The organism is Microbulbifer sp. TB1203, assembly GCF_030997045.1.
GTDB lineage: Bacteria > Pseudomonadota > Gammaproteobacteria > Pseudomonadales > Cellvibrionaceae > Microbulbifer.
Window position 1 is genome coordinate 5,238,265 of the sequence record NZ_CP116899.1, and the last position, 24,730, is coordinate 5,262,994.

Genomic DNA, 24,730 nt, shown 5'->3' on the forward strand with positions numbered 1-24,730 from the left:
ATCAGTTCACCAAAACGAATCTCTACGGAGGCGCTTCTTTCTGAAGAAGTAGTCACGACTTGCAACAATTGACCGTAACTACTTACCCCTGTAGGAGCGGGCCATGCCCGCGAACAGAGGCCGATCGCGGGCATGGCCCGCCCTACAGAGTGGTTTCCCCTAAGCCAATGCACGTTCTCTATGAGTGAGTAGTTACCAATTGACTAAAATAAGCGTTCTAAATAGCCGCTTCGTTAGCTTCCGCTCCGGCCCTGGCAGGCGCCTCCACAGTCACAATCCTGATGCCCTGAGCTTCGAACATACGAAGCATATCCTGGTCGGCCTGGCTGTCGGTAATCAGCACGTCAACGTCGGCAAGGGTGCTGAAAATAAAATTGCTGCGTTTCCCCAGTTTGGAGCTGTCCGCCAGAATAATCAGTTGATCGGCCTGTTTCCTGAGCTTTTGTTCCGCGCGAATCAGCAGGGGGTCGGATTCCATAACGCCAAATTCACCAATACCCGGTGTGCCCATAAACATCTTGCTACCGTGGTAATACTGGATGGTGTCGTTTTCAAAGGCGCTCAGGATAATGCCCTGTTTACGGTAGATCTCTCCACCGGGAAGGGTGATCTGATTGTCGCTGTTCTCTGAAAGCTCTTGCGCCAGAACGAAGGAGTTGGTGAGGATATTGAGCTGCCGGCTGACCAGAAACTCTCCCATCATATAAGTGGAACTGCCTCCATTAATGATAATGGATTCACCGTCCTCGCAGAGTTCAACGGCTTTGCGGGCGATCAGCCGTTTGACGTCAGTCTGTTTCTTTTTATCAACCAGAAACGCCGAGCCCGTCAGGTGCGGCCGCTTCAGTTTTTTATCCCCCAAGGGCAGCGCTTCAGCACCGCCGCGGATTTTCTTCAGTTGCCCCTCCTGCGCCATCTTGGTGAGATCCCGGCGAATGGTTGCTTCGGAGGCGCTCAGCTGGGTTGAAAGGCTGCGCACGCTGGCAAACTGCTGCTCGTCGAGGATATCGAGAATCAACTGGTGGCGTTGTTTTTCCAACACGGGGTTTACCTGCCTTTTGGGGGATATGGTCAACGTGTCATCTATTTTATCCATATCTAACCATATCTGCAGTAGGTTGAACGCATATTAGCCAATAAACGGGGCAAAATAATGCCAGTTTGATGAAACATGACTAAAAATGATGGGTTTGCTGGCTTGAGCGAGCAGGTTGTGGCATCCAGCGAGCGAAAAAATCGTCTATCTTCTGCGGAAAGGTGGGCCATAAGTTCCCTCGAGCCAGCCGTTAAGAGGATCATGGACTTAATCAACGATGACATAGTCAGTCCATTTCGGGCCGTGGGCGCCGATCTGAATCTGTTGTTCGACGTCCGCGGTACGGGACGGGCCGGTAATAAGGTTGATGGTGCGGGGTACACGGCCACTGAATCGCTGACGCAAACGCTCCCACACCTCTTCCTGGTAAGCGACAATATCCACTCGATCCAGAACCACAACCAGGCGCTGTACCAGAAACAGCGAGCTGCTGGGGCAGTCCCGGCTGACGGAGACGACGGTTCCCGTTTCGGCAATGCCGGCACAGCCTCTGGCCAGGCCCCAGTCGGTTGCTTGGGGAACCCGATCAAGTGTTTCAATCGGTGCCCACTGCAAGCCTGTGCCGGCGAACTGCGGGGACACAACTACACCGGGTGTTTGATCCAGCTCCGCCGCCCGCGCCGCCACCCAGCGGGGCAGTTCCTCCAGCGTTTCGATGCGATGGACCTCAGCGCCATTGTCGATAGCAGCGCGACTGAAGCTTTCCACGTTTGCGGCAGGCAGGGGCGGTTGCACAGTCGAATTAGCGCGTCGCGTCAGGTTCGCAAAAGCTTCGTCAATATCCGTCGGCGTGCCCCGTTTATTCAGGGCCTGGCGGATGCGCGAGAGGATTGCCGTTCGGCAACTGCTCATGGTCATTCCTTTCGTTATGGCCCCGGCAATGTGGGAGCCTGCCCTGCGGGGGAAAGCGGTGTTGCAATCAGCACCTTATTAATCGCCTGCAGGGCAGGCTCCCACAGGGGGTTTTGCCTTGACTTCATTGGTGTCTGTGCTCGTTGCGGCGCCATTGGGACTGAAAGCTCCCCCCCTGGGGCGCGGGAAAATCTCGGTGCGCCGTCCAGCCGCCGAGCAGCGGAAGTCTGCTGAAGCGGCCTCGCCTTGCCCCCAGCGCGGCGGCGAGCTTCGTGCCGATACTGGTCAGGGCGCGGTATAGCCGCGGCGACGCGGCGAGCGCGCAAAAAGCTTTGATGATCCAGTAACCGGACGTTTTGTATTGCGCTTCCCGCTGTTCCTGATTGCGCAGCTTGCGCATCAGGTCGGGAAGGGGAATCTTGACTGGGCATACGGATTCACAGCGCCCGCAGAAGGTGCTGGCGTTGGGCAGTTGGTAATCGCCGTCGCGGTGGCGCAGCAGCGGTGTCAGAACGGCACCCATGGGCCCCGGGTAGACGCTGTCGTAGGTGTGGCCGCCGACGGCCTGATAGACCGGGCAATGGTTCATACAGGCACCGCAGCGAATGCAGTGGAGCATCTCCTGGTACTCGCTGCCCAGCAACTGGCTGCGGCGGTTGTCGAGCAACACCACGTGGAAAGCTTCCGGCCCGTCTTTGTCGGTGTCGCCCCTGGCGCCGGTAAAGAAGGAGGTATAGGTGGTGGTCGACTGGCCGGTGGCGCTGCGGGCGAGTACCCGCAAAATCGCACTGGCATCCTCCCAGGTGGGCACCACCCTGTCGATGGTGGTGGTGACGATATGGGCCCGGGGCAGGGTGGCGGTGAGGTCGCCGTTGCCTTCGTTGGTGGCGATGGCGACGGTGCCGGTTTCGGCGATCAGCAGATTGGCGCCGGTAATGCCGATATCGGCGCTGAGAAATCGGTCGCGGATAACCTGCCGCGCTTCGTCGACGATGGCTTCCACGGCGCTCAGGTCCCGCTCCCCCAGGGCGTGGTGATGCAGAAACAGATCCTGTATCTGGGCCCGCGTCTTGTGCAACGCGGGGGCGACGATATGGCTGGGCGGCTCCTTGGCCAGTTGCAGAATATACTCGCCCAGATCCGTTTCGAAGGGGGTGATGCCGGCTTCTTCCAGGGCTTCGTTGAGGTAGACCTCTTCGCCCACCATGGACTTGCCTTTGGTTACCCGCGTGGCGTTGTGTCGCGCGCATAGTTGCAACACGATTTCCCGCATCTGCGCCGGTGTTTCGGCCCAGTGTACCTCGCCGCCGGCTTCGGTAACCTTCTTCTCAAAGTGCAGCAGGTAGATATCCAGGTCCTGCAGGGCCTTCTGCCGCACCTCGCGGGCGCGATCGCGCATGGCCTCGAAATTGGGAACCCGCGCCACCGCCGCGGAGCGTTTGTCGACAAAACCGCGTCCGGCCTTGGCCAGTGCCTGTTGTAGCTGGGAATCGGCGAGGGCATCGCCGGCGCGATAGATAAAGTCCTTGTCCGGCACATAGGATTGCACGCTACTCATGGGGTATTTGCGCCTCTGTACCTTCGCCGATAGCCGGAGCGTCGAGATCGCCCGCCAACACCTCCGCCACATGGCGCACCTGCACCTTTGGGAGATGGGGATTTTCGCTTTGCTGTCGCTGGATTTTTCCGGCGATATTCAGCAGGCAGGAAAGATCACCGCCCAGCAGCAGATCGGCACCCGCATCGCGGGCATTGCCCACCTTGTCGGTCACCATGCGGTTGGAGACGGCCGGGAACTTGACGCAAAAGGTACCGCCGAATCCACAGCAGGCTTCGGTATCGCGCATTTCCGTGACGTCGACCCCGGCGCACTGCTTGAGCAGCTGGCGGGGCTGGTCGCGGATATTGAGTTCGCGCAGGCCCGCGCAGCTGTCGTGGTAGGTGATATTGCGCTTCGCCAGATTGCAGTTGGGAGCCGCCGGTCGGTAGTCGATTACCTCTGCCAGAAAGGTGGTCAGTTCATAGACTTTGCTGCAGAAGCGGTTAACCCGATCGAAACGGGGATCATCGCGAAACAGCGCCGGGTAATGAAGCCGGATCATGCCGCCGCAGGACCCTGAGGGGAGCACAATATAGTCGAAGGGTTCGAAATCTTTGACGATGCACCAGGCAAGTTTTCGGGTCGCGTCCGGGTCGCCATTATTGAACGCGACCTGGCCGCAGCAACTCTGCGGTGGCACGCTGACGCGACAACCGGCCTGCTCCAGCAATTTGGCGGTAGCGAAGCCGACACTGGGGCGAAGCAGGTCCACGGGGCAGGTGGCGAAAAGGCCGACATGGAGGGGCGCATCCGATAGTGCAGAGTTCATGCTTCTTTTTTCTCGTTAAAACCTTTGGCCATCATGCGCAAATGCCGATTCCCGGCTTAGGTCCATGCTGTTGAGTCAAGGCTTGGCACCCTGTAGGAGCCTGCTTGCAGGCGAACTGGAGCGGAACCCTGTAGCCATTCGCCTGCAAGCAGGCTCCTACAAAAGTGGTCCAACTACTCAAGTCAGTACTATTCACCTTTGACCATTAAAAATCTGCTGCTCGATGAGCCCTTTCAGCGCGGTTCATCGCGCTGTGGAAAGACTGAAAGCGAAAAAAAGCGCCGGCAAACCGGCGCAGATGAGGAGAAGAAAATCTAGACAATACCGGAACTGCTGCCACCCAAAGCGGGCCGTTTTTTACCGGTTTCCGCGCGGTAGCCGGAGGCCCTGTAAGCGGCGATCGGATCTATGGCGCCATTGCCGCGCAGGCGCGCCATCGCCAGGATCGGCGATACGTCGATATTGAATGCGGCTTTCAGGGTGTTGCTGGCCATTAGCGCGTCGTTGTTTTCCTGATAGCTGTTCAAGGCCTCGCGATCGATCAGCAGGGCCTTGATATAGGAGCGCTGCACTTCGACCGCGGAATTGATCAGGCTTTCAATCGGGTCGGTCACGTTGTGCGACTGATCCAGCATATAGTCGGGCCCAAAGCCGTCCTGCTGTCGGTATTCGGCATCCACCAGTTCGTTGAAAATCAGGAACTGCTGGTAGGGGTGCAGCGAACCGCTGTCCAGGTCGTCGTCGCCGTATTTGCTGTCGTTGAAGTGAAAGCCGCCGAGTTTTTTGAACTGAATCAGGCGCGAGACGATCATTTCAATATTGACGTTTGGGGCGTGGTGGCCGAGATCCACCAGCGATTTGCATTTGTCCCCCAGTTCCATGGCGGCGAGAATATTGCTGCCCCAATCCTGGATCACTGTGGAGTAGAAGGCGGGCTCGAACATCTTGTGTTCGATATGCATTTCCCAGTCGTCCGGCAGGGCGCTGTAGATGGTGCGCGCACTGTCCAGGTAGCGCTCGAAGGCGCGCTGGAAATGCTGCTGGCCGGGGTGGTTGGAGCCGTCCCCGACCCACACCGTCAGGGCCTTAGAATCCAGTTGCCGGCCCCACTCGATACACGCCAGGTTGTGGGCGACGGCCTGTTCGCGCACAGCCTCCGCGGTGTGGCTGAGGCTGCCGTATTTGTAAGAATGTTCCTGCCCGGGCTGGTCCTGGAAGGTATTGGAGTTGACCGAGCCCCAGCCCATGCCGTAGCTGTCGGCGTACTGCTTCAGCTCGGAGAAATCCTCCACCTGGTCCCAGGGGAAGTGAGGTGAGATCAGCGGGGTGCAGCCGGAGAGCTGGTGAATCACCGCGCAGTCCTCGACCTTTTCAAAGATATTGCGCGGCTCGCCCACGCCGGGAAAACGGGCGAAGCGGGTGCCGCCGGTGCCGGCGCCCCAGGAGGGCACGGCCAGTTCAAAGGCCTGGGCACGGGCCGTAAGCTGTTCGATATCCAGGCCCGTGCGGGACAGTTTCTCGCCGAGGGCGTCGTAGTCTTTGTGCAGATCCCGGGTGAGTTTCTCATTCTGCTCAGCGATCAGGGCTGATGGGATAGCTTCTTTCATTATTGTTTTCCCTCTACTGTTTTCTCTCTTTTGGGGCGACCGGCTCAGCGGGTAAACGACGGCGCGTGCCCCGCGTCCACATTGATTATATTGCCGGTGGACTTGGCCGACAGGTCGGAAGCCAGAAAGTATACGGCCTCGGCGATATCTTCCGGCAGGACGTCGCGCTTGAGCAGGCTGCGCTCGCGGTAGTGTCCCTCGAGATCACCTTCTTCCATTTGGTAAGCTGCGGCACGTTCTTCCCGCCATTTGCCGGTCCATATCTTGGAGCCGCGCAGTACCGCGTCCGGGTTGACCACATTGCAGCGGATGCCCAGCGGTGCGCCTTCCAGGGCGACGCCGCGCGCCAGTTGGAGTTCCGCGGCCTTGGCAGTGCAGTAGGCAGAGGCATTGGGCGAGGCCACCAGCCCGTTCTTGCTGGCCACGAATACCATGGCGCCGCCGGTGTGCTGCGCTTTCATCAGCTTGAAGCCTTCCCGACTGACCAGGAAGTAGCCCGTCGCCAGAATACTGATATTCCGATTCCATAATTCCAGGCTGGTTTCATCCAGCGCGGCGGAACTGGCGATACCGGCGTTGGAGACCAGGATATCCAGTCCGCCGAAGGCGAGTGATGTTGCGGCCATGGCATCTGCGACTGCCGCTTCGCTGGTCACATCGCAGTGCGTCCCGCGCACTACGTCCGGGCCGTAGACCGCCGAGAGTTCGGCGACGGCGGCATCCAGCGCCTCCCGGTCAATATCGGCCAGCACCACACAGGCGCCTTCGTGCAGCATGCGCACGGCACTGGCTTTGCCGATACCGCCGGCACCACCGGTGATGAAGGCGACGCGACCGGCCAGTGACTTGGGTTTGGGCATGCGCTGTAATTTTGCTTCTTCGAGCAACCAGTACTCGATATCAAACGCTTCCTGTTCGTCCAGGCCAACATATTCGCTGACGCCGTTGGCCTCGCGCATCACGTTGATGGCGTTGATATAGAACTCGCCGGCGATGCGGGCGGTGGCTTTGTCCTTGGCGAAGGTGATCATGCCCACCCCGGGGATCAGGTAGACCACGGCATTGGGGTCGCGCATGGCCGGGCTGGTGTCGCGTTTGCAGCGCTGATAATAAGCGGTGTAATCCTCGCGATAAGCAGCCAACTGCTGATCCAGCTGTTCCACGCAACGCGCCAGCTCGCCGTCCAGGTCGGCGCCGGTGGGGTCGAAGTCGATAACCAGAGGGCGTATTTTAGTGCGCAGGAAATGATCGGGGCAGGAGGTGCCCAGAGCCGCCAGCGTTGTCAGTTCGCGGGAGTTCACAAACTGCAGGATGGTGGCGGAATCGTCGAAGTGACCGATTTTGCGCTGCGCATTGGTGATCTTGCCGCGAATCAGGGGCATCAGCCTGGCGGCCACGGACTTGCGTTTCTCTGCATCGAGAGGGGAGTCGTAGCGGCTTCCGCCGAACGCCTCATTTGTATTGTTGTCTGCCAGCCAATCGGCGGCCCGCTGGATAATGTCCAGCGTGTTGAGATAACAGTCTTTGGCCGTGGGCCCCCAGGTAAAAATGCCGTGGCCTTCGAGGACTATGCCTTTCAGGTGCGGATTGCCGGCCGCCATCTTTTCCAGTTTCAGGCCCAGGTCGTAGCCGGGACGCTGCCAGGGCAGCCAGCCCATATCGCCGCCAAAGATCACTTCCGTCAGCTCCCTGCTGTTTTTCGTGCAGGCGACGGCGATGGCCGCATCCGGGTGCATATGGTCAACATGGGGATGGGGTATATAGGCGTGCAGGGGGGTATCGATACTGGCTGCGCGGGGATTCAGGTTAAAAGTACAGTGGGGCAGGTATCCCACCATCTCGTCTTCATGTTCGAGGCCGCGGTAAAGGTCTTTCAGCTGCTGCAGCTTATCCATATACAGCGTGGAAAAACCGTCCAGCTCGATAGAACCCAGATCGCCGCCAGACCCCTTGACCCAGAGCACCTGGGTCTCTTCGCCGGTCAACGGATCGCGCATAAAGATTTTGGCGGATGTATTGCCGCCACCGTAGTTGGTGATGCGCAGATCGGATCCCAGGAGGTTGGAGCGATACTTCAGTTGTTCGGGTTCGCTCAGGCGGGACGCTATCTGGTCATCCCAAAGGTTTTGAAGGGGTGAGGTCATCTAAATCCACTCTATCTGACTAATTTGAACGGCTGCGATGCGCAAAGGGACATATAGGCTTTCTGTTGATTGATAATGATTGTATGTGATTGTTTTGATGCGGTCAAACACGAATTTTGATGCTTTATGATTAAAACATTGCAAAATAGATCACCAGTCCTTTATATTGATCGGGATGAGGCCGAACGCCGCGGGCGACTTCACCTGGAACAATTGGACAGGCAAAAGTCCCGGCGTCGTTAGAGCGCAACGCGCTGACTATCGATTGAGAATGGCTGCCGATGAGCTACAAGCTGGTTCTGGATGTGGGGAAAACCCACGTCAAACTTCATCTTCTCAATAATGCCGGAGAGTCGGTTTTTTCCCGGCAGACCGACAACCGGGTATTGAGTGGTGCGCCCTATCCCCATTTCGATATCGAGGGACTTTGGCAGTGGATGCTGAGGGGAATCGGTGAGGCGGCGCAGGAGTATCTGATTTCGGCCATCAGTATCACCACCCACGGGGCGGCGGCCGCACTGATCAACCGCCATGGGGAAGAGGCGGGTCTGGTATTGCCCGTCCTGGACTACGAACATACCGGTATCGAAAGCTGTAATCCCCGCTACGACCGCTTGCGCCCCGAATTTTCCGAGACTTATTCGCCGGCTCTACCAGCCGGCCTGAACCTGGGACGTCAACTCTATTGGCAACGGCAACTGTATCCCGAAGCATTCGCCCGGACGACGGATATCCTTATGTATCCACAATATTGGGCTTGGCGATTAACGGGGCAGTGCTGTTCGGAAGTCACTTCACTGGGGTGCCATACGGATCTCTGGTCACCGGAAACGGCTGATTTCTCTTCGCTGGTGGAAAACCTGAGATGGCGGCACCTGTTCCCCCGGGTGGTGCCGGGGTGGACCCAACTCGGGTGCATCAGGCCGGAGGTCAGGAAACTGACCGGGCTCCCGGGTTCCTGTCGCGTATTCGCCGGTGTTCACGACAGCAACGCCAGTTTTCTGCGTTACCGGGCCAGCTATGCCGACAGACCTTTCACGGTAATTTCCACCGGAACCTGGTCCATCCTGATGGCAGCGGGCATACCCTTGACGGGATTGGATGCCGGTCGCGATATGTTGGCCAATGTGGATGTCACTGGGCAGCCGGTGACCTGCGCACGTTTTATGGGTGGGCGGGAATATGCGGCTGTGTGCCAGCGGGCGGGGGCGGCAATCGATGAACAATACGGTGAAGCCGAACTGCAGAAACTGATCGATGCGGGCACTATGGCGTTGCCGGATTTCAGCGGTGGCTGTGGTCCCTTCCCGGGGAGGGAAGGCAGGCTCGAAGGAGTTGTTCCCCAGGGTTGCGGAGCCGCGCTGGCCTCGCTGTACTGCGCCCTGATGCTGGATTACCTACTGGATCTGCTCGATGTGCGGGGCGATATTTTCGTTGAAGGCGCCTTTCTCAAAAATCCCAATCTGTGTGCATTGCTGGCGCAGTTGCGGGGCCACCAGAAAGTCTGGCTGTCCGCGGATGACACAGGCACGGTAGGGGGATGCGCATCTCTGGTGGACTGGGGCGGGGACGTCAACAGACCACTGGTGCAACGCGGTGGGGCGACACGCCTGAAAAAACTCGAACATTATAAGCAGCGATGGCGCAGAGCTCTGGAGCCCGAGGCGGTGTCGGTAGCCGTTGACTAACGCGGACGTCCGGCAATGCGACCCACTCTTGCCAATATTAATGATCATATACGATCATATATTGTCATAATAGATCATTTGGGGTATAAATAAGATCTACCTCTTTTATGCGGCTCCATTGGGGTCGGGCGATCAATAATAACGAAAGAATTACAGTGATGGATCGACGCGATTTTCTCAAGAAAGGCGCACTGGCCGCCTCCCTGCCTCTGACGGGGCAGGCGATGTCCGCGGCTTTGGCTTCTGCGCCGGCACCTCTTTCCCCTCTCCCCCCCGTGCGCAAAGAAGGCCATTTGAGCTGGCTGGAAGGGGAGGAGCCCGCCATCAAATCCGGTGCGACCTGGGGACAAGCGTGGTCCCGGGGGGTAATGGAACCCGGGCAGGCGCTCTGCCTGGTCAATGAGCGGGGCGACAAAGTGGCGCTGCAGAGCTGGCCCACTGCCTACTGGCCCGATGGCAGTGTTAAATGGACGGCACATGCCGTAGCCGCCAACACCGCACTGGGAAGCCAGTTCCGGGTCGAGAAGGGCTCCGGTCCGGCGCCGACGATGGCCGTTCGCATCGAGAATCTGCGCGATAGGTTCGAAGTAAATACGGGCGTTGTGCGTTGGGTTATCCCCAAACGCGGCCCGTATATTATTCGTGAAATGCTGCGCAACGATCGTTTGATCGCAAAAAATGCCAGGCTTGTCGGCCTTGTACAGGACGGCGTCGAAATCGAATCCGCGGTCCAGACAGAGTCATTTCAGGCCCATATCACCCGGGCCACGGCGGAGCAACAGGGGCCGGTTCGTGCGGTGATCAAGCTGGAAGGTGTGCATCGCACGGAGGCGGGGCGCGAATGGCTGCCCTTCACTCTGCGTCTGTACTTCTATGCCGGCGGGGAGTCGCTGCGTGTCAGCCACAACTTTGTCTTTGACGGCGATGACCAAAAAGATTTTATCAGGGGATTGGGTTTCCGCTTTGAGGTGGTTCAGCGCGACGAGCCGTACAATCGGCATGTCCGCTTTGTTGGGGAAGACAGCGGCCTCTGGAGTGAATCGCCGCTGGGAATCACCGGTTTGCGGAGAGACCCCGGGCGCGCCGTAAGGCAGGCGCAAATAGATGGTGTTGCGACTCCCCCGCTCAGCGAGTGGGATAGCCGGGTCAGCAGCCGGATGCACTGGATTCCGGTATGGAATGACTACAGCCTCTCGCAACTGAACGCGAATGGTTTTTCCGTCAAAAAGAGAACCAAAAGCGGCCACGGCTGGATAGACGCCGCTCAGGGGCAGCGGGCCAGCGGCGTGGGCTACCTGGGCGGAGTTTCGGGCGGTGTGCTCTTCGGTATGCGGGACTTCTGGCAGCTGCACCCGACTCAAATCGATATCCGCAATGCCGGCCAGGATGTGGCCGAAGCCACCCTCTGGTTCTGGTCGCCCGAAGCGCCCCCCATGGATGTGCGTTTCTACCATGACGGCATGGGGCAGGAAACCTATGAGCAACAGCTCGACGCTCTCAATATCACCTACGAAGATTACGAGCCGGGGTTTGGAAGTGCCTACGGCGTCGCCCGCACCACAGAATTTACCCTGTACGTTTTGGGTGCCACTCCATCGCGCAGCGACACCATAGCGTTCGCGGATACCATTAGAAAACCGGCGCAAGTTGTCGCCGCTCCCGAGGATTACCTGAAGGCCGGAGTGTTTGGTTCCCTGTGGAGCCTGCCCGACAGATCGACGCCGACGAAAAAGGCTATCGAAGACAGGCTGACCTGGTCGGTACAGTACTACAAGAAGCAAATTGACCAGCACCACTGGTACGGCTTCTGGAACTACGGCGACATAATGCACACCTACGACGCCGATCGCCACGTGTGGCGATACGACGTCGGCGGCTATGCTTGGGATAATTCGGAACTGTCACCAGATTTGTGGTTGTGGTACTCCTTCTTGCGAACTGGCGATGCCGATACTTTCCGCATAGCTGAAGCCATGACCCGTCATAACCGCGACGTCGATATGTATCACCTGGGGCGTTTCAAAGGCCTGGGTACGCGCCACAATGTCCAGCACTGGGGATGCAGTGCCAAACAATTGCGCATCAGTACGGCCGCCTATCGACGCTTCCACTATTTCCTGACCGGTGATGAGCGAACCGGTGATGTGCTCAATGAAGTCATAGAGGCTGACAGGAAACTCGCCGAAGTCAATGCGCACCGAAAACTGCCTAACGAGAAACCGATGCCCGGCGAGGCCAGAATTGGCGTCGGTACCGATTGGGGCTCCGCCGCAGCCAACTGGCTGACGGCCTGGGAACGCACCGGGGACGAGAAGTATCGGCGGTGGCTTGAGGATGCGATGCGGGTTATCGGTGGTCATCCCCAGGGCTTTTTCGCCGGGGGCTTCGGCTTCGATATCGACAGCAAAAAGCTGCTTCCCCCTCCGGATACGGGGCCGGGCCTTTCGCACCTGAGTGCCGTCTTTGGCCTGATTGAAATATGCGCTGAGTTGAATCAGTTGATCGATGTGCCCGAGTTCAAGACGGCCTGGCTGCGTTACGGCAGATACTACAGTGCCAGTGACGAAGAGCAGAAGGCCGCGCTGGGCAGGTCTTTCCAAAACAACAGCCTGACCGTGGCCCACTCGCGCCTGACTGCCTATGTGGCGGTGCAGGAAGGTGACAGGAAGCTGGCACAGCGGGCCTGGAAGGAGTTCACCCGCCAGCGGGAGTTCACACGCCACTGGACAGGCAGAAGTCCCGCCACAGAGGAAATCACCGGGCCGGATGTATTGAATCCCATCGTCGAAGCGCCCTGGGTTTCGACCAATGACACGGCACAATGGGGGTTGGCGGCCATTCAAAATCTCGCACTGATAGCGGGCGAACTCGACGGCTAAAAGCAATGATCGAAGAGAAGTGAACAATATGCCAAAGATCGCGCACGATATATCCTACGATACGGTTCAAGACAGCATTGAAAAACTGATCGAAAACCTCGTCAATATCACCGATGAAAGTGGAGAATTTCTTCTCGAGCTGGAAGATGGCCGGGTGATAGATACTAAAGGCTGGAACGGCTGGGAGTGGACCCACGGGATCGGCCTCTACGGTCTGCTCAAATACTGGGATATCACCGGCAACGAAAAATCGAAGGACATCATCGAAGCCTGGTTCAGGGACCGCTTCGCCGAGGGAACCACCACCAAAAATGTCAACACTGTGGCCCCCTTCCTGACCCTGGCCTACCTGCAGGAGCGCACCGGTGAACGGAGTTACCTGCCCTACCTGGATGTGTGGGCCGAATGGGTTATGCGGGATATGCCGCGCACTGAGGAAAACGGGCTGCAGCATATCGTCTACAACTCGGAGAACTACCAGCAATTGTGGGACGACACGCTGATGATGAGCGTGCTGCCGCTGGCCAAAATCGGCCTTCTGCTGGATCGCCCGCACTATGTCGAAGAAGCCAAGCGGCAATTTATGCTGCATATCAAATACCTGACGGACCGGAAAACCGGTTTGTGGTATCACGGCTGGACCTTCGACGGCCGACACAACTTCGCCGATGCCCTCTGGGCGCGGGGCAACTGCTGGGTCACCATCGCCATACCCGAATTTATAGAACTGCTCGACCTGGAACCGTCCGACGGTCTGAGGCAGTTCCTTATTGAAACACTGGAGTCACAGGTAAAGGCCCTGGTTGATTGCCAGCATGACAGCGGCCTGTGGCACACATTACTCGACGACCGGGACTCCTACCTGGAGGCATCGGCCGCAGCAGGGTTTGCCTACGGCATACTGAAAGCCGTTCGCAAAGGCTACCTGCCGAAGAAATATGAGGAGTCCGGAATCAGGGCCGTAAAAGCCGTACTGGACAATATTGATGAAAGCGGAGAGTTGCAGCAGGTATCTTTTGGAACACCTGTGTTCGATGACCTGCAGGGGTACCGGGATATTCCGTTGACCTCCATGCCCTACGGGCAGTCGATGGCGATTCTGGCTCTGGTTGAGTATATGAACTACTACATCTAATCACCGGGAATCACGTAGGGTGCGCCGTGCGCACCGCAAAGGCTCCAACGGTGCGCACGGCGCACCCTACTGACTACATATAATAAAAACGTAAGTTCGATAGACAATAAAAACACCATACCTAATAGGTGCGATGATGACAAAGCGCGAACTAAAGCCGGTGAACTACGTCGCCTACGGGCTCAATGACGTTCTGGGTGCCGGATCCATGGCCGTGATCAGCGGCTGGATACTGTTTTTCTATACCACCTTCTGTGGTTTGACGACGGTTCAGGCCGCCTCGATCTTTGCGATCGCCCGTATTCTGGACGCCGTCGCCAGCCCCCTGATCGGGCACATATCTGACGGCCTGGGAAAAACCCGTATCGGTAAAAGGTTTGGTCGCAGGCGAGTCTTCTTGCTGTCGTCAATCCCGTTACTACCGAGCTTTGCGTTAATGTGGGTCAGTGGCCAGGAGTATCTCTATTACCTGGCCACCTATGTATTCTTCGAACTGCTGTATGCGTCGGTCATCATTCCCTATGAAACCCTTGCCGCTGAAATGACCGATGATTTCAAAAAGCGGGCAAAGCTTGCGGGCGCGCGCATATTGACCGGCCAGATATCGGCCATATTCGCCGGGATTCTGCCCAGCTGGATCGTCGGAATCGCCGGCGGAAAGGATTCAGCGTCCACCTTCCTGGTTATGGGCACAATTTTCTCGATCGCATTTATGGCGGTTGTTTTTATCGTCTGGGCCTTTACGTGGGAACGCGACCCGAGGGAGCTTCCCGAGGAAGAGCAGTCCGATAGCGGCTGGACCATACTGGGAACCTTGAAAACCCTGTTTCTCAATTTGAGTTCGACCTTGCGTATCCGCGCTTTCCGCCTGCATCTCGGTATGTACCTGGGCGGTTATATAAGCCAGGATATTTTCAACGCGGCCTTCACCTACTTTGTCGTTTTCGCCATTGGTGGCACATTAGTGATCGCGTCCGAAATGATGGCACTAACATACGTTGCCCAACTGGTCGCTGTTGCTATAGCAATTCCAATGGTGGTTCGTTTTGGGCCCGCGCCCAGTTATCGGGTTGCCATTAACTTCTATATTCTGGGGATCCTGGGGCTGCTTTCCCTCTATCTTCTAAGCGACGGCTTCAGTCGCTACTGGCTGATCGGAGCTCTGATTTTCGCCGGCCTCGGCCGGGGCGCACTCAACTACATCCCCTGGAATACCTACAACTACATGGCAGATGTCGATCAAATTGTCACCGCGCGGCGGCGTGAGGGCAGTTTTGCCGGGGTAATGACCTTTATCCGCAAGGCCACGCAGGCGGTCGCGGTGATGTTTGTCGGTATCGTGCTCGAAGCCGGCGGCTTTGTGTCCGGTGCCGAAACGCAAAGCGAGCAAGCGATTACGACTATAGCAGCCACCTTGGTAATCGGGCCCATGTTGGTTCTGCTTCTGGGGTTCTGGGTATCAACCAAATTCAAGATCAGCAAGGACACTCATGCAGTGCTTATGTCGGAGATAGAGCGCTTCAAGCAGGGCGAAAGCACCCCTTCGACCAGCGAGAACCGAGCGATTGTTGAAGATCTGTCCGGTTGGCCCTATGAGAAGCTGTGGGGCAACAACTCTGTGGGAAGGAGCGTTTCCGAGGGCGGGGCACCCGCCGATGGCGCATCCCGCAGCGGTTCCCCGATCTGAACTCAGAACGGACGAATCAGAGGTAACACTGACATATTTCTGGCCAGCGAAGCCAGTGACTACGTGAATGGTCATACCCTCTCCATCGATGGCGGCTGGTTGGACAGATAAATTTCAAAATAGACTGAAATAGAGATGAGAGAAGGCGGGTACCCATGCCAAACCGTTACAAAAATATAATAGCCGCGATATTTACATTGGTTCTTACTCTATTCTCTGTCACCAGAGTCATCGCCGATGATCAACTGCCGAGTATTTATATCGCCGGTGATTCCACTGCCGCCAGCTATGAAAACACCGATCACCAGGGCTGGGCCGGGGTTGTCTCGCAGTATTTTGACGGGAGCAAAGTCAATGTTGTCAACCGGGCGCGCGGCGGTAGAAGCAGCCGCACCTTTATCACGGAGGGCCACTGGCAGAAACTGGTGGATGATCTCGCGGACGGCGACATTGTCTTGATACAGTTTGGCCACAACGACGCCGGCCATATCAACGACAAGAAAAAAGCCCGAGGCAGCCTGCCCGGTGTGGGCGACGACAGTGTCGAAATATTCAACCTGCAAACCGAGAAGGAAGAGACTGTCTATACCTTCGGGCACTATATCCGGCGTATGGTCGCGGATGTTCGCGCGAAAAATGCCGTGCCGATACTTCTTTCGTTGACTGCCAGAAACATTTGGAAGTCGAGCCGTATAGAGCGCGGCTCGGGACAGTATGGCTACTGGAGCTACCAACTTGCCTGGGAACTGGATACCGCATTTATTGATGTGACCAACCCCATGGCCGACCTGCTCGAACAGATGGGCCCGGAAAAGACGGCCGAACTCTACCCCAGGGACCACACCCATTTTGCCACCGAGGGGGCACACCTGCATGCGCAGACCATCGTCGCTGGCCTCAAGGGGCTGCGCCCGGGCTTGGTATCCGCCTGGTTCTCCGAACTGGGCCAGCAGGTTGAACCCCAAGAGTGGGCCTGGCTGAGACTGCCATTCCCCGCCGACGCCAGGAAACCGAGTATATTCCTTGTGGGCGACTCCACCGTGCGCAACGGTGCCGGCGATGGCGCCAACGGGGAATGGGGCTGGGGGGACTATCTGGACGAAAAACTGGACACAAAAAATCATAACATCGTCAATCGCGCCGTCGGCGGACTGAGCAGCCGCACCTTCGTCACCGGCGGCCACTGGCAGCGGGCGCTGAATATGATGAAGGCCGGCGATGTGGTGCTGCTGCAGTTCGGCCATAACGACGCAGCGCCGCTAAACGACGAGACCAGGGCGCGGGGCACCATTCCCGGAGTAGGGGAGGAGTATGAAGACATCGACAATCTACTCACCGGAGAACCGGAAAGGGTGCACAGCTACGGCTGGTATCTGCGTCAGATGATCGGCCAGGCGAAAGCCCGGGGAATCACGACCATCGTCTGCTCGCCGGTGCCGAGAAAAGTATGGCGCGACGGGCTGATCGAGGAAGCCACCGACAGCTATCCCCAGTGGGCCCTGCAGGTCGCCCGCCAGAGCCAAAGCCCCTTTATCGACCTCTACCAACTGGTTTCAGACAAATACAATCGCCTGGGCAGGCGCCAGGTTGAAAAGCTGTTTGCCGATAAGCACACACACACCAGCAGAGCAGGGGCTGAACTGAACGCAGAAGTGGTGGCGCTGCAGCTGAAACCTTTGCTGGCCCTGTAGAGAAGGCCCGGAGTACTCAAAAATGCGTTTCTACAGCCTTTTGTTCCTTGCCATTATTTGCGTACCCGCGTTGGCCCAGAAGAACGTTCGTGACTTCGGCGAATACGTCAACAAGGGTGAACTTCTCTACCACGCAGATATGAGCGAGCCGGCAAGCGTCGACGGCTGGGTAATGGAGGGCCCGGGTGTATTGGAATTTGACAATGGGTGGATGCAGATGTACTCGCCAGACGAGGAGATGCATCATGTATTCTGGTGCCCGGAAGACTTTCCGGACGCATTTGTGGCGGAGTGGGAAGCGCAGAATCTCAATCCGGAGGCGGGGCTGGTTATAGTCTTTCTCGCTGCCAGCGGCGAGGCAGGACAGGACATATTTGATCCCGACCTGCCGCCGAGAAACGGAACCTTTGACCAGTACACAACGGGGAAGATACGCAGCTACCATATCTCCTACTACGCCAATGCCGCGCACAACCCGGACAGGGGCCACGCGAACCTGCGTAAAAACAATACATTTACGCTGCTTCAGGAGGGGGACGATGGCATCCCCACCCGCTCCACGAAAATCCATAAAGTCCGTCTGATAAAGGACAGCGCCCATATTGCTTTGTTTGTCGATGGGAGAAAGATCATTGACCACATCGATGACGGCAGCAATAAGCCCGTCCTGGGATCCGGAAAGATAGGTTTCCGACAGATGAAATGGACCCGCTTTCAATATCGAAACTTCAAAGTGTGGTCGCTCAATACGTATTTAACACAAGACTGAGGAATTCCTATGAAGTGCAGTCGCCGTGATATTTTTCGCCTGGGCGGTTCAGCCGCCGCTCTGGGTCTTGCCGCCCACTCCGGATTGCTGTCCGCCACGACCGCTAAATCCATGCGGCGCTCAGATTACAAGATAAAAAAACTGTATCACGGTGTTGCCTACTACCCGGAGCTTTGGCCGGAAGAGGATATTGATCGCGATATCGTTGAAATGAAGAAGTTGGATATCAACGTTGCCCGTATGGGGGAGTTTGCCTGGTCAACCATGGAGCCGGAGCGCGGCAAAATTTCTCTCGACTTTTTTGAGATGGTTATGGACAAGTTCCATGCTGCCGGTATTGATGTTGTGCTTTGCACGCCGACCGCCACACCTCCCATTTGGCTGACACACAACCACCCTGAACGGTGCCATAAAAATTCCGATGGTGATATTTTAATCCACGGAGCTCGCCAACACGCCAGCTATGAACACCCTGATGTAAAGGAAGCCTGCTTCAAGATCATCAAGGCCATGGCGAAGCAACTGGGCCAACATCCTGCGTTGATCGGCTGGCAATTAGACAACGAGATGAAAGCTCATGTGGCAGAGGATTTCAGTGATGCCGCTATTGCCTCCTGGCGCCGTTGGTTAAGAAAGCGCTTCGGAACCATAGAGCGCCTGAATCAGGCCTGGGGAACGCATATCTGGAGTCAATATTACCAAAGCTTTGAGCAGGTGCCTGCGCCACTGAAAACGCCTTTCCTTCACAACGCATCGTTAAGTACCGCTTATCGTATGTTCAACCGGGAAAGTATTGCGGATTTCATGAAGGACCAAAGTGGAATCATCCGGGAATACTCCAGTGCGCCCATAACGCATAATGACAACCCGGCGTTTAATATTCATCATGAACGCTCCATGGAGGCCCTGGACTTCGCCTCTTATGATGCTTACCCAACCGATGAACAATGGGGCGCCCTGGTATTTCGCTCTGATTTATATCGGGCGGCTATTCCCGGCCGCCCTTTCTGGCTAATGGAAACCAGCGTGTCCCACAACGGCTGGCTGGGCAATCATCAGCCTCCACACCCCGAAGGATTCCTGGCAGCGGAAGCCGTGTTGACATACGCCTTGGGTGGTGAGGCATTCTGTTATTGGTTATGGCGGCAACAGCGCACGGGCGCCGAACTCCCCCACAGCGCGGTAATGAGCGCCTGGTTTAAGCCGAGTATTGGCTATAAGGAAGTGAAGAAACTCAACGCGTCGAGGAAGCAACTGGAATCTTTACTGGTCGAGAGTACCGTTGCCCCGGCCGAAGTCGCTATTACTTATTCTGATCACGCCAGGGCCATGATTGAAACCGAAGCCCTGGACAGACGCGAGGGTTTTCCCACGCGCTATCGCGGTGTTATCGAAATGTGGCATGCCACCGTGCGTGATTTGGGTTTCCATCGCGATGTACGCTTCGAAAATGCCGCACTTGATAACCTGAAACTGTTGATCACCCCGGCGATGCCGTATGTTAGCGAAGCCTTTATTTCCCGGGTGTTGAGGTTTGTCAAGGCAGGGGGTGTTTGGATCGCTGGCCCTGTCACTGGTATCCGCTCAGTCGAGCACACGGTACCAACCACTGCCGGTCTGGGTTTGCTTGACGAGCTGGCCGGAATCAACACTGAATTTGTGGTGCCGTTAACCAATACGGATTCCACAGGTAGTGCATTGGGCATCACCGCGCCGCTGAGTGGCTGGTGTTCTGCGATGAAGGTAAAAAGCGGAGTAAGGTCGATAGGCACGATTGAGACGGGAGTTGCCAAGGGGCATGCGTTTATCACGGAGCGTAAGATCGGACAAGGCCGTGTAGTTATTCTCGGGGCTCAGCCCCATGGAGAGCAAGGTCAAACACTCATTAACAACCTGATCAACCATTACGCGGGTCTGGCTGGAGTAAAGGAACGTTACGATGCCGCTCCTGGTGTGGTGGTAAGTCCGCGGATTAATAAGAAGGGTGATAAGTTTTGGATCGCCATCAATATGAGTGACCAGGAGGGTACCTTAAGATTGCCGAATGGAGTGGCCGATGCTGTTTCGTCAAAACCCATAAGGTCTAGCGGGATAACGTTACAACGTTACCAGTGGAGGGCTATTCAACTGAACAAAACCCTTGGCTAGCTATAAATTTGGAAGGTACATCATCCCCTTGGTGACGAGTTTGAAACAGAAGATAACAATGTTATACCGGAGCAAGTCCAAACGACACATAGTATGTGCCCTGATGCTGGGAGTGCAGGCCATGAATATTGTACCTGCGTTGGCAGACTCGCGCCCGGCGGTGGCGCAGCACACCTATGAGTACAACTTTGAAGAGCGGCCAGATCTATTACAGCAAAAATACAATAATGAAACAGGTTTAGGCACGGATAATTTCCGTAACAGTGGAGAAAATGCCTTTTCGGTCAAGGTCCCCGAGGGAGACTATGAAGTCCGGGTAAAGGTAACAGGCTTACAGGATGGCACCCGGTACCTGATTTTTAGTGAAGACAGGCGGGTGATGAGTAACATCTTGGAAATCGGGCGGGGCGAAAGCCAAACCCTGGCTTTTCTGGTTAATGTCAGAAATCCACAATTGGCAACCGCAGAACAGGATACAGCGGCGGGTCCACGGGTGGGTCTGAGAGGCGATGAAGACATCTCCCGTAACTGGGACGACAAACTCACCATAGCATTGTCCAACAATGGTGTTCAGTTTAGTCAACTTCGAATCGAGCCGGTCAGGAAACCTAAGGTTCTGCTGGCCGGAGATTCCACCGTAGCGGATCAGGCATCTCAAGATTATGCCAGTTGGGGGCAATTCGTCCCTGGGCTGATCCGAAATCGCGTGGTTGTAAATCACGCGCGCAGTGGCGAAACTCTGAAATCGTTTTTATTCTCTCTGCGTTGGGATAAATTGCTCAGTCAGACCCAGGCCGGAGATATCGTACTGATTCAGTTTGCTCATAACGATGAAAAAAAACAGTGGCCGCGTACTTTCGCGGCAGCGGATGGTGCATTTCCTGAGTATTTACGTGCCTTTGTTGCCGATGTTCGGCAAAAAGAGGCCATACCTGTACTGGTAACACCTGTCGCCAGACGTATTTACAATGAACGGGGAGAACTTCTGAACACCCACCAGGGTTATGATGAAGCAGTACGAGAGGTTGCCAGAGCAACAGGGGTCCCGGTTATCGACCTGACCGCGCAAACCACCAGTTTTTATCAACGACTGGGTCAGAAGGAAGCCAAACGAGCCTTTGCAGCAGACGGCAAAGACAGAACCCACCATAATTATTACGGTGCCTGGATGATTGCCAATATGGTGGTGAACAATCTGCAGGCGTTGTACCCGGAACTGATACAGTCTGAGAACACGGTATTGGACTCAACCAATCCAACAAGGCCGGGTGAACTTGTCATTACATCAGATTTGTGGCCGGACATGCGACCGGCGGCGGTTGAGATTTCAGGATCGTGACGAATGTAACCTAAGGCCCGTCATGCACGGATTCGTTACTCATGCGCCCGATGCCCGGCAGAGAGGACCGGCCGCCGTGTACTTTAAGTCCCAACTGCCGTGAGCTGATTATAAGGAGATGACCACTTATTGGTCACAAGAACATCGGGCAATTATCGTCATAATCGCTCATAAATGTGACTGATTTATAAAAATTATGATTGAATATGATTGACAATGTAATTTCGTGCTTCTAATATCATCTCTCCATAATATAAAAAAGATAATCGGAGATAATGAGATGACAATAATTAACCAATCCGATGTGCTTGAAACCTCCACCGCAAAACTTCCTTTCACCGCCACACCTTTATCCAAGCGTATACGGGCACTGGTTCTCACCGGGATTTCTCTGAGTTTCCTGGTCGGCCCTGTGGCGTTTGCTCAGGGTGATTCTCAAGAAGAGTCTAAAGAGGAGCTCAAAAAAGAAGCCAAAGGTGCTTCAGCGGAAAAAGTGGTTTCCACGTCCAAGAAAGAGGTTCCCCCTGAATCGATGGAAGAAGTCGTGGTGTCGGGCCACCGCTTCAGCCAGCGCAGCGCTATTGATCGGAAAAAAAATGCCGGCACCATGAGTGATTCGCTCGTTGCGGAAGATATCGGTGAATTTCCCGATAAAAACGTCGCCGAGGCCTTGCAGCGAATAACCGGCGTACAGCTGGCCCGCGATTTCGGCGAGGGGGCCCAGGTCAGTATCCGAGGTGTGGACCCCGACCTGTCTCGGGTTGAAGTCAATGGCGTGTCGCAGATGGGGATGGGCGGCAGCCGCGCGGTGGACTTCCGCGATATGGCCTCAGAGCTGGTCAAGTCTCTCGATGTTATCAAGGGGTCCGAGGCGCGCTTTACGGAAGGCGGTTTGGGGGGCATTGTCAAAATCAATACGCGCAAGCCGAATGAATTCGACAGCAACTTCCTGTCCGTATCCGGCGAGCAGCAGTACAACGACCTAAGCGATGCATCGGACCCCAGGATCAATGTGACCGGCGTGTGGAAGTTCAATGAGGATTTCGGTGCATTGATGAACGTCACTGCTTCTGAAAGCACCGCCATGATCCACGCGCTGCGCAACACCGAGTGGCACCGCATCGCGGACTACGACAACTCCCCGGAAAAGACCGTTGTCGATGAAGAATACGCATCGGCAACCAATGTGGCCGACTGCGGTGGTGAGCAGGCGTGCGAAATGCAGTGGTGGGATTATGCTCCCCGGCTGCCAAGGGTGGGTATCTGGTGGCGCGATGAGGAGCGCCTGAGCGCGAACACGACCTTCCAGTACAACTTCAGCGACACTTTTAGTGCGCATGCCGGGTTTACCTACAACGAGCGCGACAAGGAAGCCACGGATCTTAACCTGGACGTGGGTGTACATGCCGCGAACCGTATCGACTCCGATTCCGTGCAGGTGGACGAAAACCACAACGTGACCTACCTGGAGTCCCATCAGGCAGGTGTGGGCAATAGAACCTTGAACTTTGCCTGGTACCAGGAGACCAGCATTATAGATACCGGGTTTGAGTTCAACAGCGGCCCCTGGGAGGTCACCGGCCTGGCCGCCTATTCGGCCTCGAAACAGGATATCGACTCGCGCGATACCAGTATTTCCGCCAATGGCATCAATGGTATTCAGGTTGCTCTGGATGGCCGAGGTGCCCCGTCATGGGATTACGACACCGGCTACTTTTACAACGCGGATGATCCAGAGGATACTTCACGTGCCTTCGACGTCAACAGTCCGGCCAGCTACACGGGCGCCCGCTTTAAATACAATCCCTTTGCCGATGAGTCCTCCGAGTCCAACGTAAAGTTGGATGTTGCCTACAACTTTGAGGATGGCTTTATCAACAGCCTTCGCACTGGCCTCCAGGCAACGTCCAATTCCACGGAAACCGAGAGCTACCGGTACGAAATCCACCGTAACGTAGGGGAGGAATACAATGGCCAGGTGTGGACGATGGAGGACCAGGTCGCCCTTCTTTCCGGCAACTTCTTCGAATCTCCACAAATGTTTGAAGGTTACGACCTGGGGGTGAGTACTATCGGCAGCTATCAGGCAGTTGATACCGACGGTTTGATTGCGGCCCTGAGGCAGGTCAGTGCGGACAATACCACCCGCGAAGATCTGGAAATACAAAGCGGTAACTACGATATCACCGTGGAAACCGAGGCGGTTTATCTGCAGACGGATTTTGCAACCGAAATTGGCGGCCTGCCCTTCTGGGGAAACCTTGGCGTTCGCTATGTTGTGACTAATACGGAGACCAACGGTGACTTGGTAGAACATGTTTTTCATGACAAGCTGGATGAGGAAGGCAATATTCTGCGAGATCCTGAAACCGGCGCGGTCGTGGGGGTAGATATTGAATGGAATGTATACGATGACAGGAAAACGGTCTCCAGGGAGTACAGCGACACGTTGCCCAGCATCAATATGAATCTGGAGCTGATTCCGGAACAGCTGGTGTTGTATATGGGGGCCGCCAAAGTAATGAGCAGACCGCGAAACAGCGATCTCAATGTTAATGCAACGTGTTATCAGATGGATGACAGCCTGTGGGCGGAACAGGTTGGCTGGGAAAGCTTCTGCCGTGGCGGCAACCCGGCACTGAATCCGTATCGGGCCAATCAGGGGGATATCGCCCTGAGCTGGTATCCGAACGAGGACTCGATCGTCTCCGCAGCCTACTTTGCCAAGAATATGGAGAGCTGGATATTGGGCCGGGAAGAGCGCCTTGATGTGGACTTCCTGGGCGACGGTCGTCTCTGGGACGTCACCCAGCCGATCAACGGCGAAGGTGTAAAAACCCGGGGGGTTGAGCTGCAGGCCTCAACGTTCTTCACCATGCTGCCATATCCCTTCAACGGTCTGGGCGGCAGCGTCAACTACACCCATATGACCGCCGACAACGTCGGTCTGTTTAATGAGTTGACCGGTAAAGAGTTGCCCATGCCCTCCCAATCCAAGAACAGCTATAACGTGACAGCCTTCTGGGAGGGCAATGGATTCAGCGCGCGCCTGGCCTACAACTATCGGGATGAATATCTGGCCCGTCCAGCCGACCGCTCTGGCAACCCGGTATTTGTCGAGGATGCAGGCTACCTCGACGCCAAGATGTCTTACACTCTGCCGAACAGTAACCTCAGATTCTTCTTCGACGCGAGAAATCTGCTGGAAGAGGCCAAGGTGGCGACTGCCGGAGAGCACCGCCTGTCTGACCTGAGCTATTCCGGTCGTCAGTTTTCGCTCGGTGTTTCCTACAAGATGTAACTGCTGATCTGCCGGCCGGTGGCCT

The 24,730-nt window shown here is 56.2% G+C and carries 15 protein-coding genes; 9 read left to right on the forward strand and 6 right to left on the reverse strand.

What is annotated here, in order from left to right:
• Positions 1 to 217: 217 nt before the first annotated feature.
• The 6 genes from PP263_RS22170 to PP263_RS22195 all read right to left on the reverse strand — a co-directional run bounded on the left by PP263_RS22170 (position 218) and on the right by PP263_RS22195 (position 8,068).
• Entirely contained in the window at positions 218 to 1,042 is an 825-nt protein-coding gene (locus PP263_RS22170) for a DeoR/GlpR family DNA-binding transcription regulator (protein WP_308366250.1), read from the reverse strand.
• Positions 1,043 to 1,303: 261 nt separating this feature from the next.
• Entirely contained in the window at positions 1,304 to 1,948 is a 645-nt protein-coding gene (locus PP263_RS22175; RefSeq protein WP_308366251.1) for an LUD domain-containing protein, read from the reverse strand.
• Between the two features lie 124 nt (positions 1,949 to 2,072).
• Entirely contained in the window at positions 2,073 to 3,506 is a 1,434-nt protein-coding gene (locus tag PP263_RS22180) for a LutB/LldF family L-lactate oxidation iron-sulfur protein (protein ID WP_308366252.1), read from the reverse strand.
• Positions 3,499 to 4,317, reverse strand: coding sequence for a (Fe-S)-binding protein (locus PP263_RS22185; RefSeq protein WP_308366254.1), 819 nt, complete (start codon positions 4,315 to 4,317; stop codon positions 3,499 to 3,501). Before PP263_RS22185 ends, PP263_RS22180 begins: the two co-directional genes overlap by 8 nt.
• A 314-nt stretch (positions 4,318 to 4,631) precedes the next feature.
• The gene (gene rhaI, locus PP263_RS22190) at positions 4,632 to 5,924 is read right to left on the reverse strand and encodes an L-rhamnose catabolism isomerase (RefSeq protein WP_308366255.1); all 1,293 of its coding nucleotides are present in this window, start codon (positions 5,922 to 5,924) and stop codon (positions 4,632 to 4,634) included.
• A 44-nt stretch (positions 5,925 to 5,968) separates the two neighbouring features.
• On the reverse strand, positions 5,969 to 8,068 hold the full coding sequence (locus tag PP263_RS22195; RefSeq protein WP_308366256.1) for a bifunctional rhamnulose-1-phosphate aldolase/short-chain dehydrogenase: 2,100 nt from the start codon (positions 8,066 to 8,068) through the stop codon (positions 5,969 to 5,971).
• Positions 8,069 to 8,349: 281 nt separating this feature from the next.
• On the opposite strand from PP263_RS22195, the gene PP263_RS22200 reads away from it, so the two are divergent.
• The 9 genes from PP263_RS22200 to PP263_RS22240 all read left to right on the forward strand — a co-directional run bounded on the left by PP263_RS22200 (position 8,350) and on the right by PP263_RS22240 (position 24,705).
• Entirely contained in the window at positions 8,350 to 9,756 is a 1,407-nt protein-coding gene (locus PP263_RS22200; protein ID WP_308366257.1) for an FGGY family carbohydrate kinase, read from the forward strand.
• 158 nt (positions 9,757 to 9,914) lie between these two features.
• Entirely contained in the window at positions 9,915 to 12,635 is a 2,721-nt protein-coding gene (locus tag PP263_RS22205; RefSeq protein WP_308368664.1) for a Tat pathway signal sequence domain protein, read from the forward strand.
• A 28-nt stretch (positions 12,636 to 12,663) separates the two neighbouring features.
• Positions 12,664 to 13,770, forward strand: coding sequence for a glycoside hydrolase family 88 protein (locus PP263_RS22210; RefSeq protein ID WP_308366258.1), 1,107 nt, complete (start codon positions 12,664 to 12,666; stop codon positions 13,768 to 13,770).
• 136 nt (positions 13,771 to 13,906) lie between these two features.
• Positions 13,907 to 15,457, forward strand: coding sequence for an MFS transporter (locus PP263_RS22215; protein ID WP_308366259.1), 1,551 nt, complete (start codon positions 13,907 to 13,909; stop codon positions 15,455 to 15,457).
• Between the two features lie 197 nt (positions 15,458 to 15,654).
• Positions 15,655 to 17,148: a rhamnogalacturonan acetylesterase gene (locus PP263_RS22220; protein ID WP_308366260.1), complete on the forward strand. Its 1,494-nt coding sequence runs from the start codon at positions 15,655 to 15,657 to the stop codon at positions 17,146 to 17,148.
• Between the two features lie 22 nt (positions 17,149 to 17,170).
• Positions 17,171 to 17,917, forward strand: coding sequence for a DUF1961 family protein (locus tag PP263_RS22225; protein ID WP_308366261.1), 747 nt, complete (start codon positions 17,171 to 17,173; stop codon positions 17,915 to 17,917).
• A gap of 9 nt (positions 17,918 to 17,926) precedes the next feature.
• Entirely contained in the window at positions 17,927 to 20,065 is a 2,139-nt protein-coding gene (locus PP263_RS22230) for a beta-galactosidase (RefSeq protein ID WP_308366262.1), read from the forward strand.
• Positions 20,066 to 20,186: 121 nt separating this feature from the next.
• Positions 20,187 to 21,404: a rhamnogalacturonan acetylesterase gene (locus PP263_RS22235; RefSeq protein ID WP_308366263.1), complete on the forward strand. Its 1,218-nt coding sequence runs from the start codon at positions 20,187 to 20,189 to the stop codon at positions 21,402 to 21,404.
• Between the two features lie 280 nt (positions 21,405 to 21,684).
• A complete protein-coding gene (locus tag PP263_RS22240; protein ID WP_308366264.1) occupies positions 21,685 to 24,705 on the forward strand; it encodes a TonB-dependent receptor in 3,021 nt (1,006 codons plus the stop codon).
• Positions 24,706 to 24,730 lie beyond the last annotated feature (25 nt).

Coding starts and splice junctions, on each gene's coding strand:
- PP263_RS22175 (WP_308366251.1), bottom strand. CDS start 1,948: ATGAGCAGTTGCCGAACGGCAATCCTCTCGCGCATCCGCCAGGCCCTG.
- PP263_RS22180 (WP_308366252.1), bottom strand. CDS start 3,506: ATGAGTAGCGTGCAATCCTATGTGCCGGACAAGGACTTTATCTATCGC.
- PP263_RS22185 (WP_308366254.1), bottom strand. CDS start 4,317: ATGAACTCTGCACTATCGGATGCGCCCCTCCATGTCGGCCTTTTCGCC.
- rhaI (WP_308366255.1), bottom strand. CDS start 5,924: ATGAAAGAAGCTATCCCATCAGCCCTGATCGCTGAGCAGAATGAGAAA.
- PP263_RS22195 (WP_308366256.1), bottom strand. CDS start 8,068: ATGACCTCACCCCTTCAAAACCTTTGGGATGACCAGATAGCGTCCCGC.
- PP263_RS22200 (WP_308366257.1), top strand. CDS start 8,350: ATGAGCTACAAGCTGGTTCTGGATGTGGGGAAAACCCACGTCAAACTT.
- PP263_RS22205 (WP_308368664.1), top strand. CDS start 9,915: ATGGATCGACGCGATTTTCTCAAGAAAGGCGCACTGGCCGCCTCCCTG.
- PP263_RS22210 (WP_308366258.1), top strand. CDS start 12,664: ATGCCAAAGATCGCGCACGATATATCCTACGATACGGTTCAAGACAGC.
- PP263_RS22215 (WP_308366259.1), top strand. CDS start 13,907: ATGACAAAGCGCGAACTAAAGCCGGTGAACTACGTCGCCTACGGGCTC.
- PP263_RS22225 (WP_308366261.1), top strand. CDS start 17,171: ATGCGTTTCTACAGCCTTTTGTTCCTTGCCATTATTTGCGTACCCGCG.
- PP263_RS22230 (WP_308366262.1), top strand. CDS start 17,927: ATGAAGTGCAGTCGCCGTGATATTTTTCGCCTGGGCGGTTCAGCCGCC.
- PP263_RS22235 (WP_308366263.1), top strand. CDS start 20,187: ATGAATATTGTACCTGCGTTGGCAGACTCGCGCCCGGCGGTGGCGCAG.
- PP263_RS22240 (WP_308366264.1), top strand. CDS start 21,685: ATGACAATAATTAACCAATCCGATGTGCTTGAAACCTCCACCGCAAAA.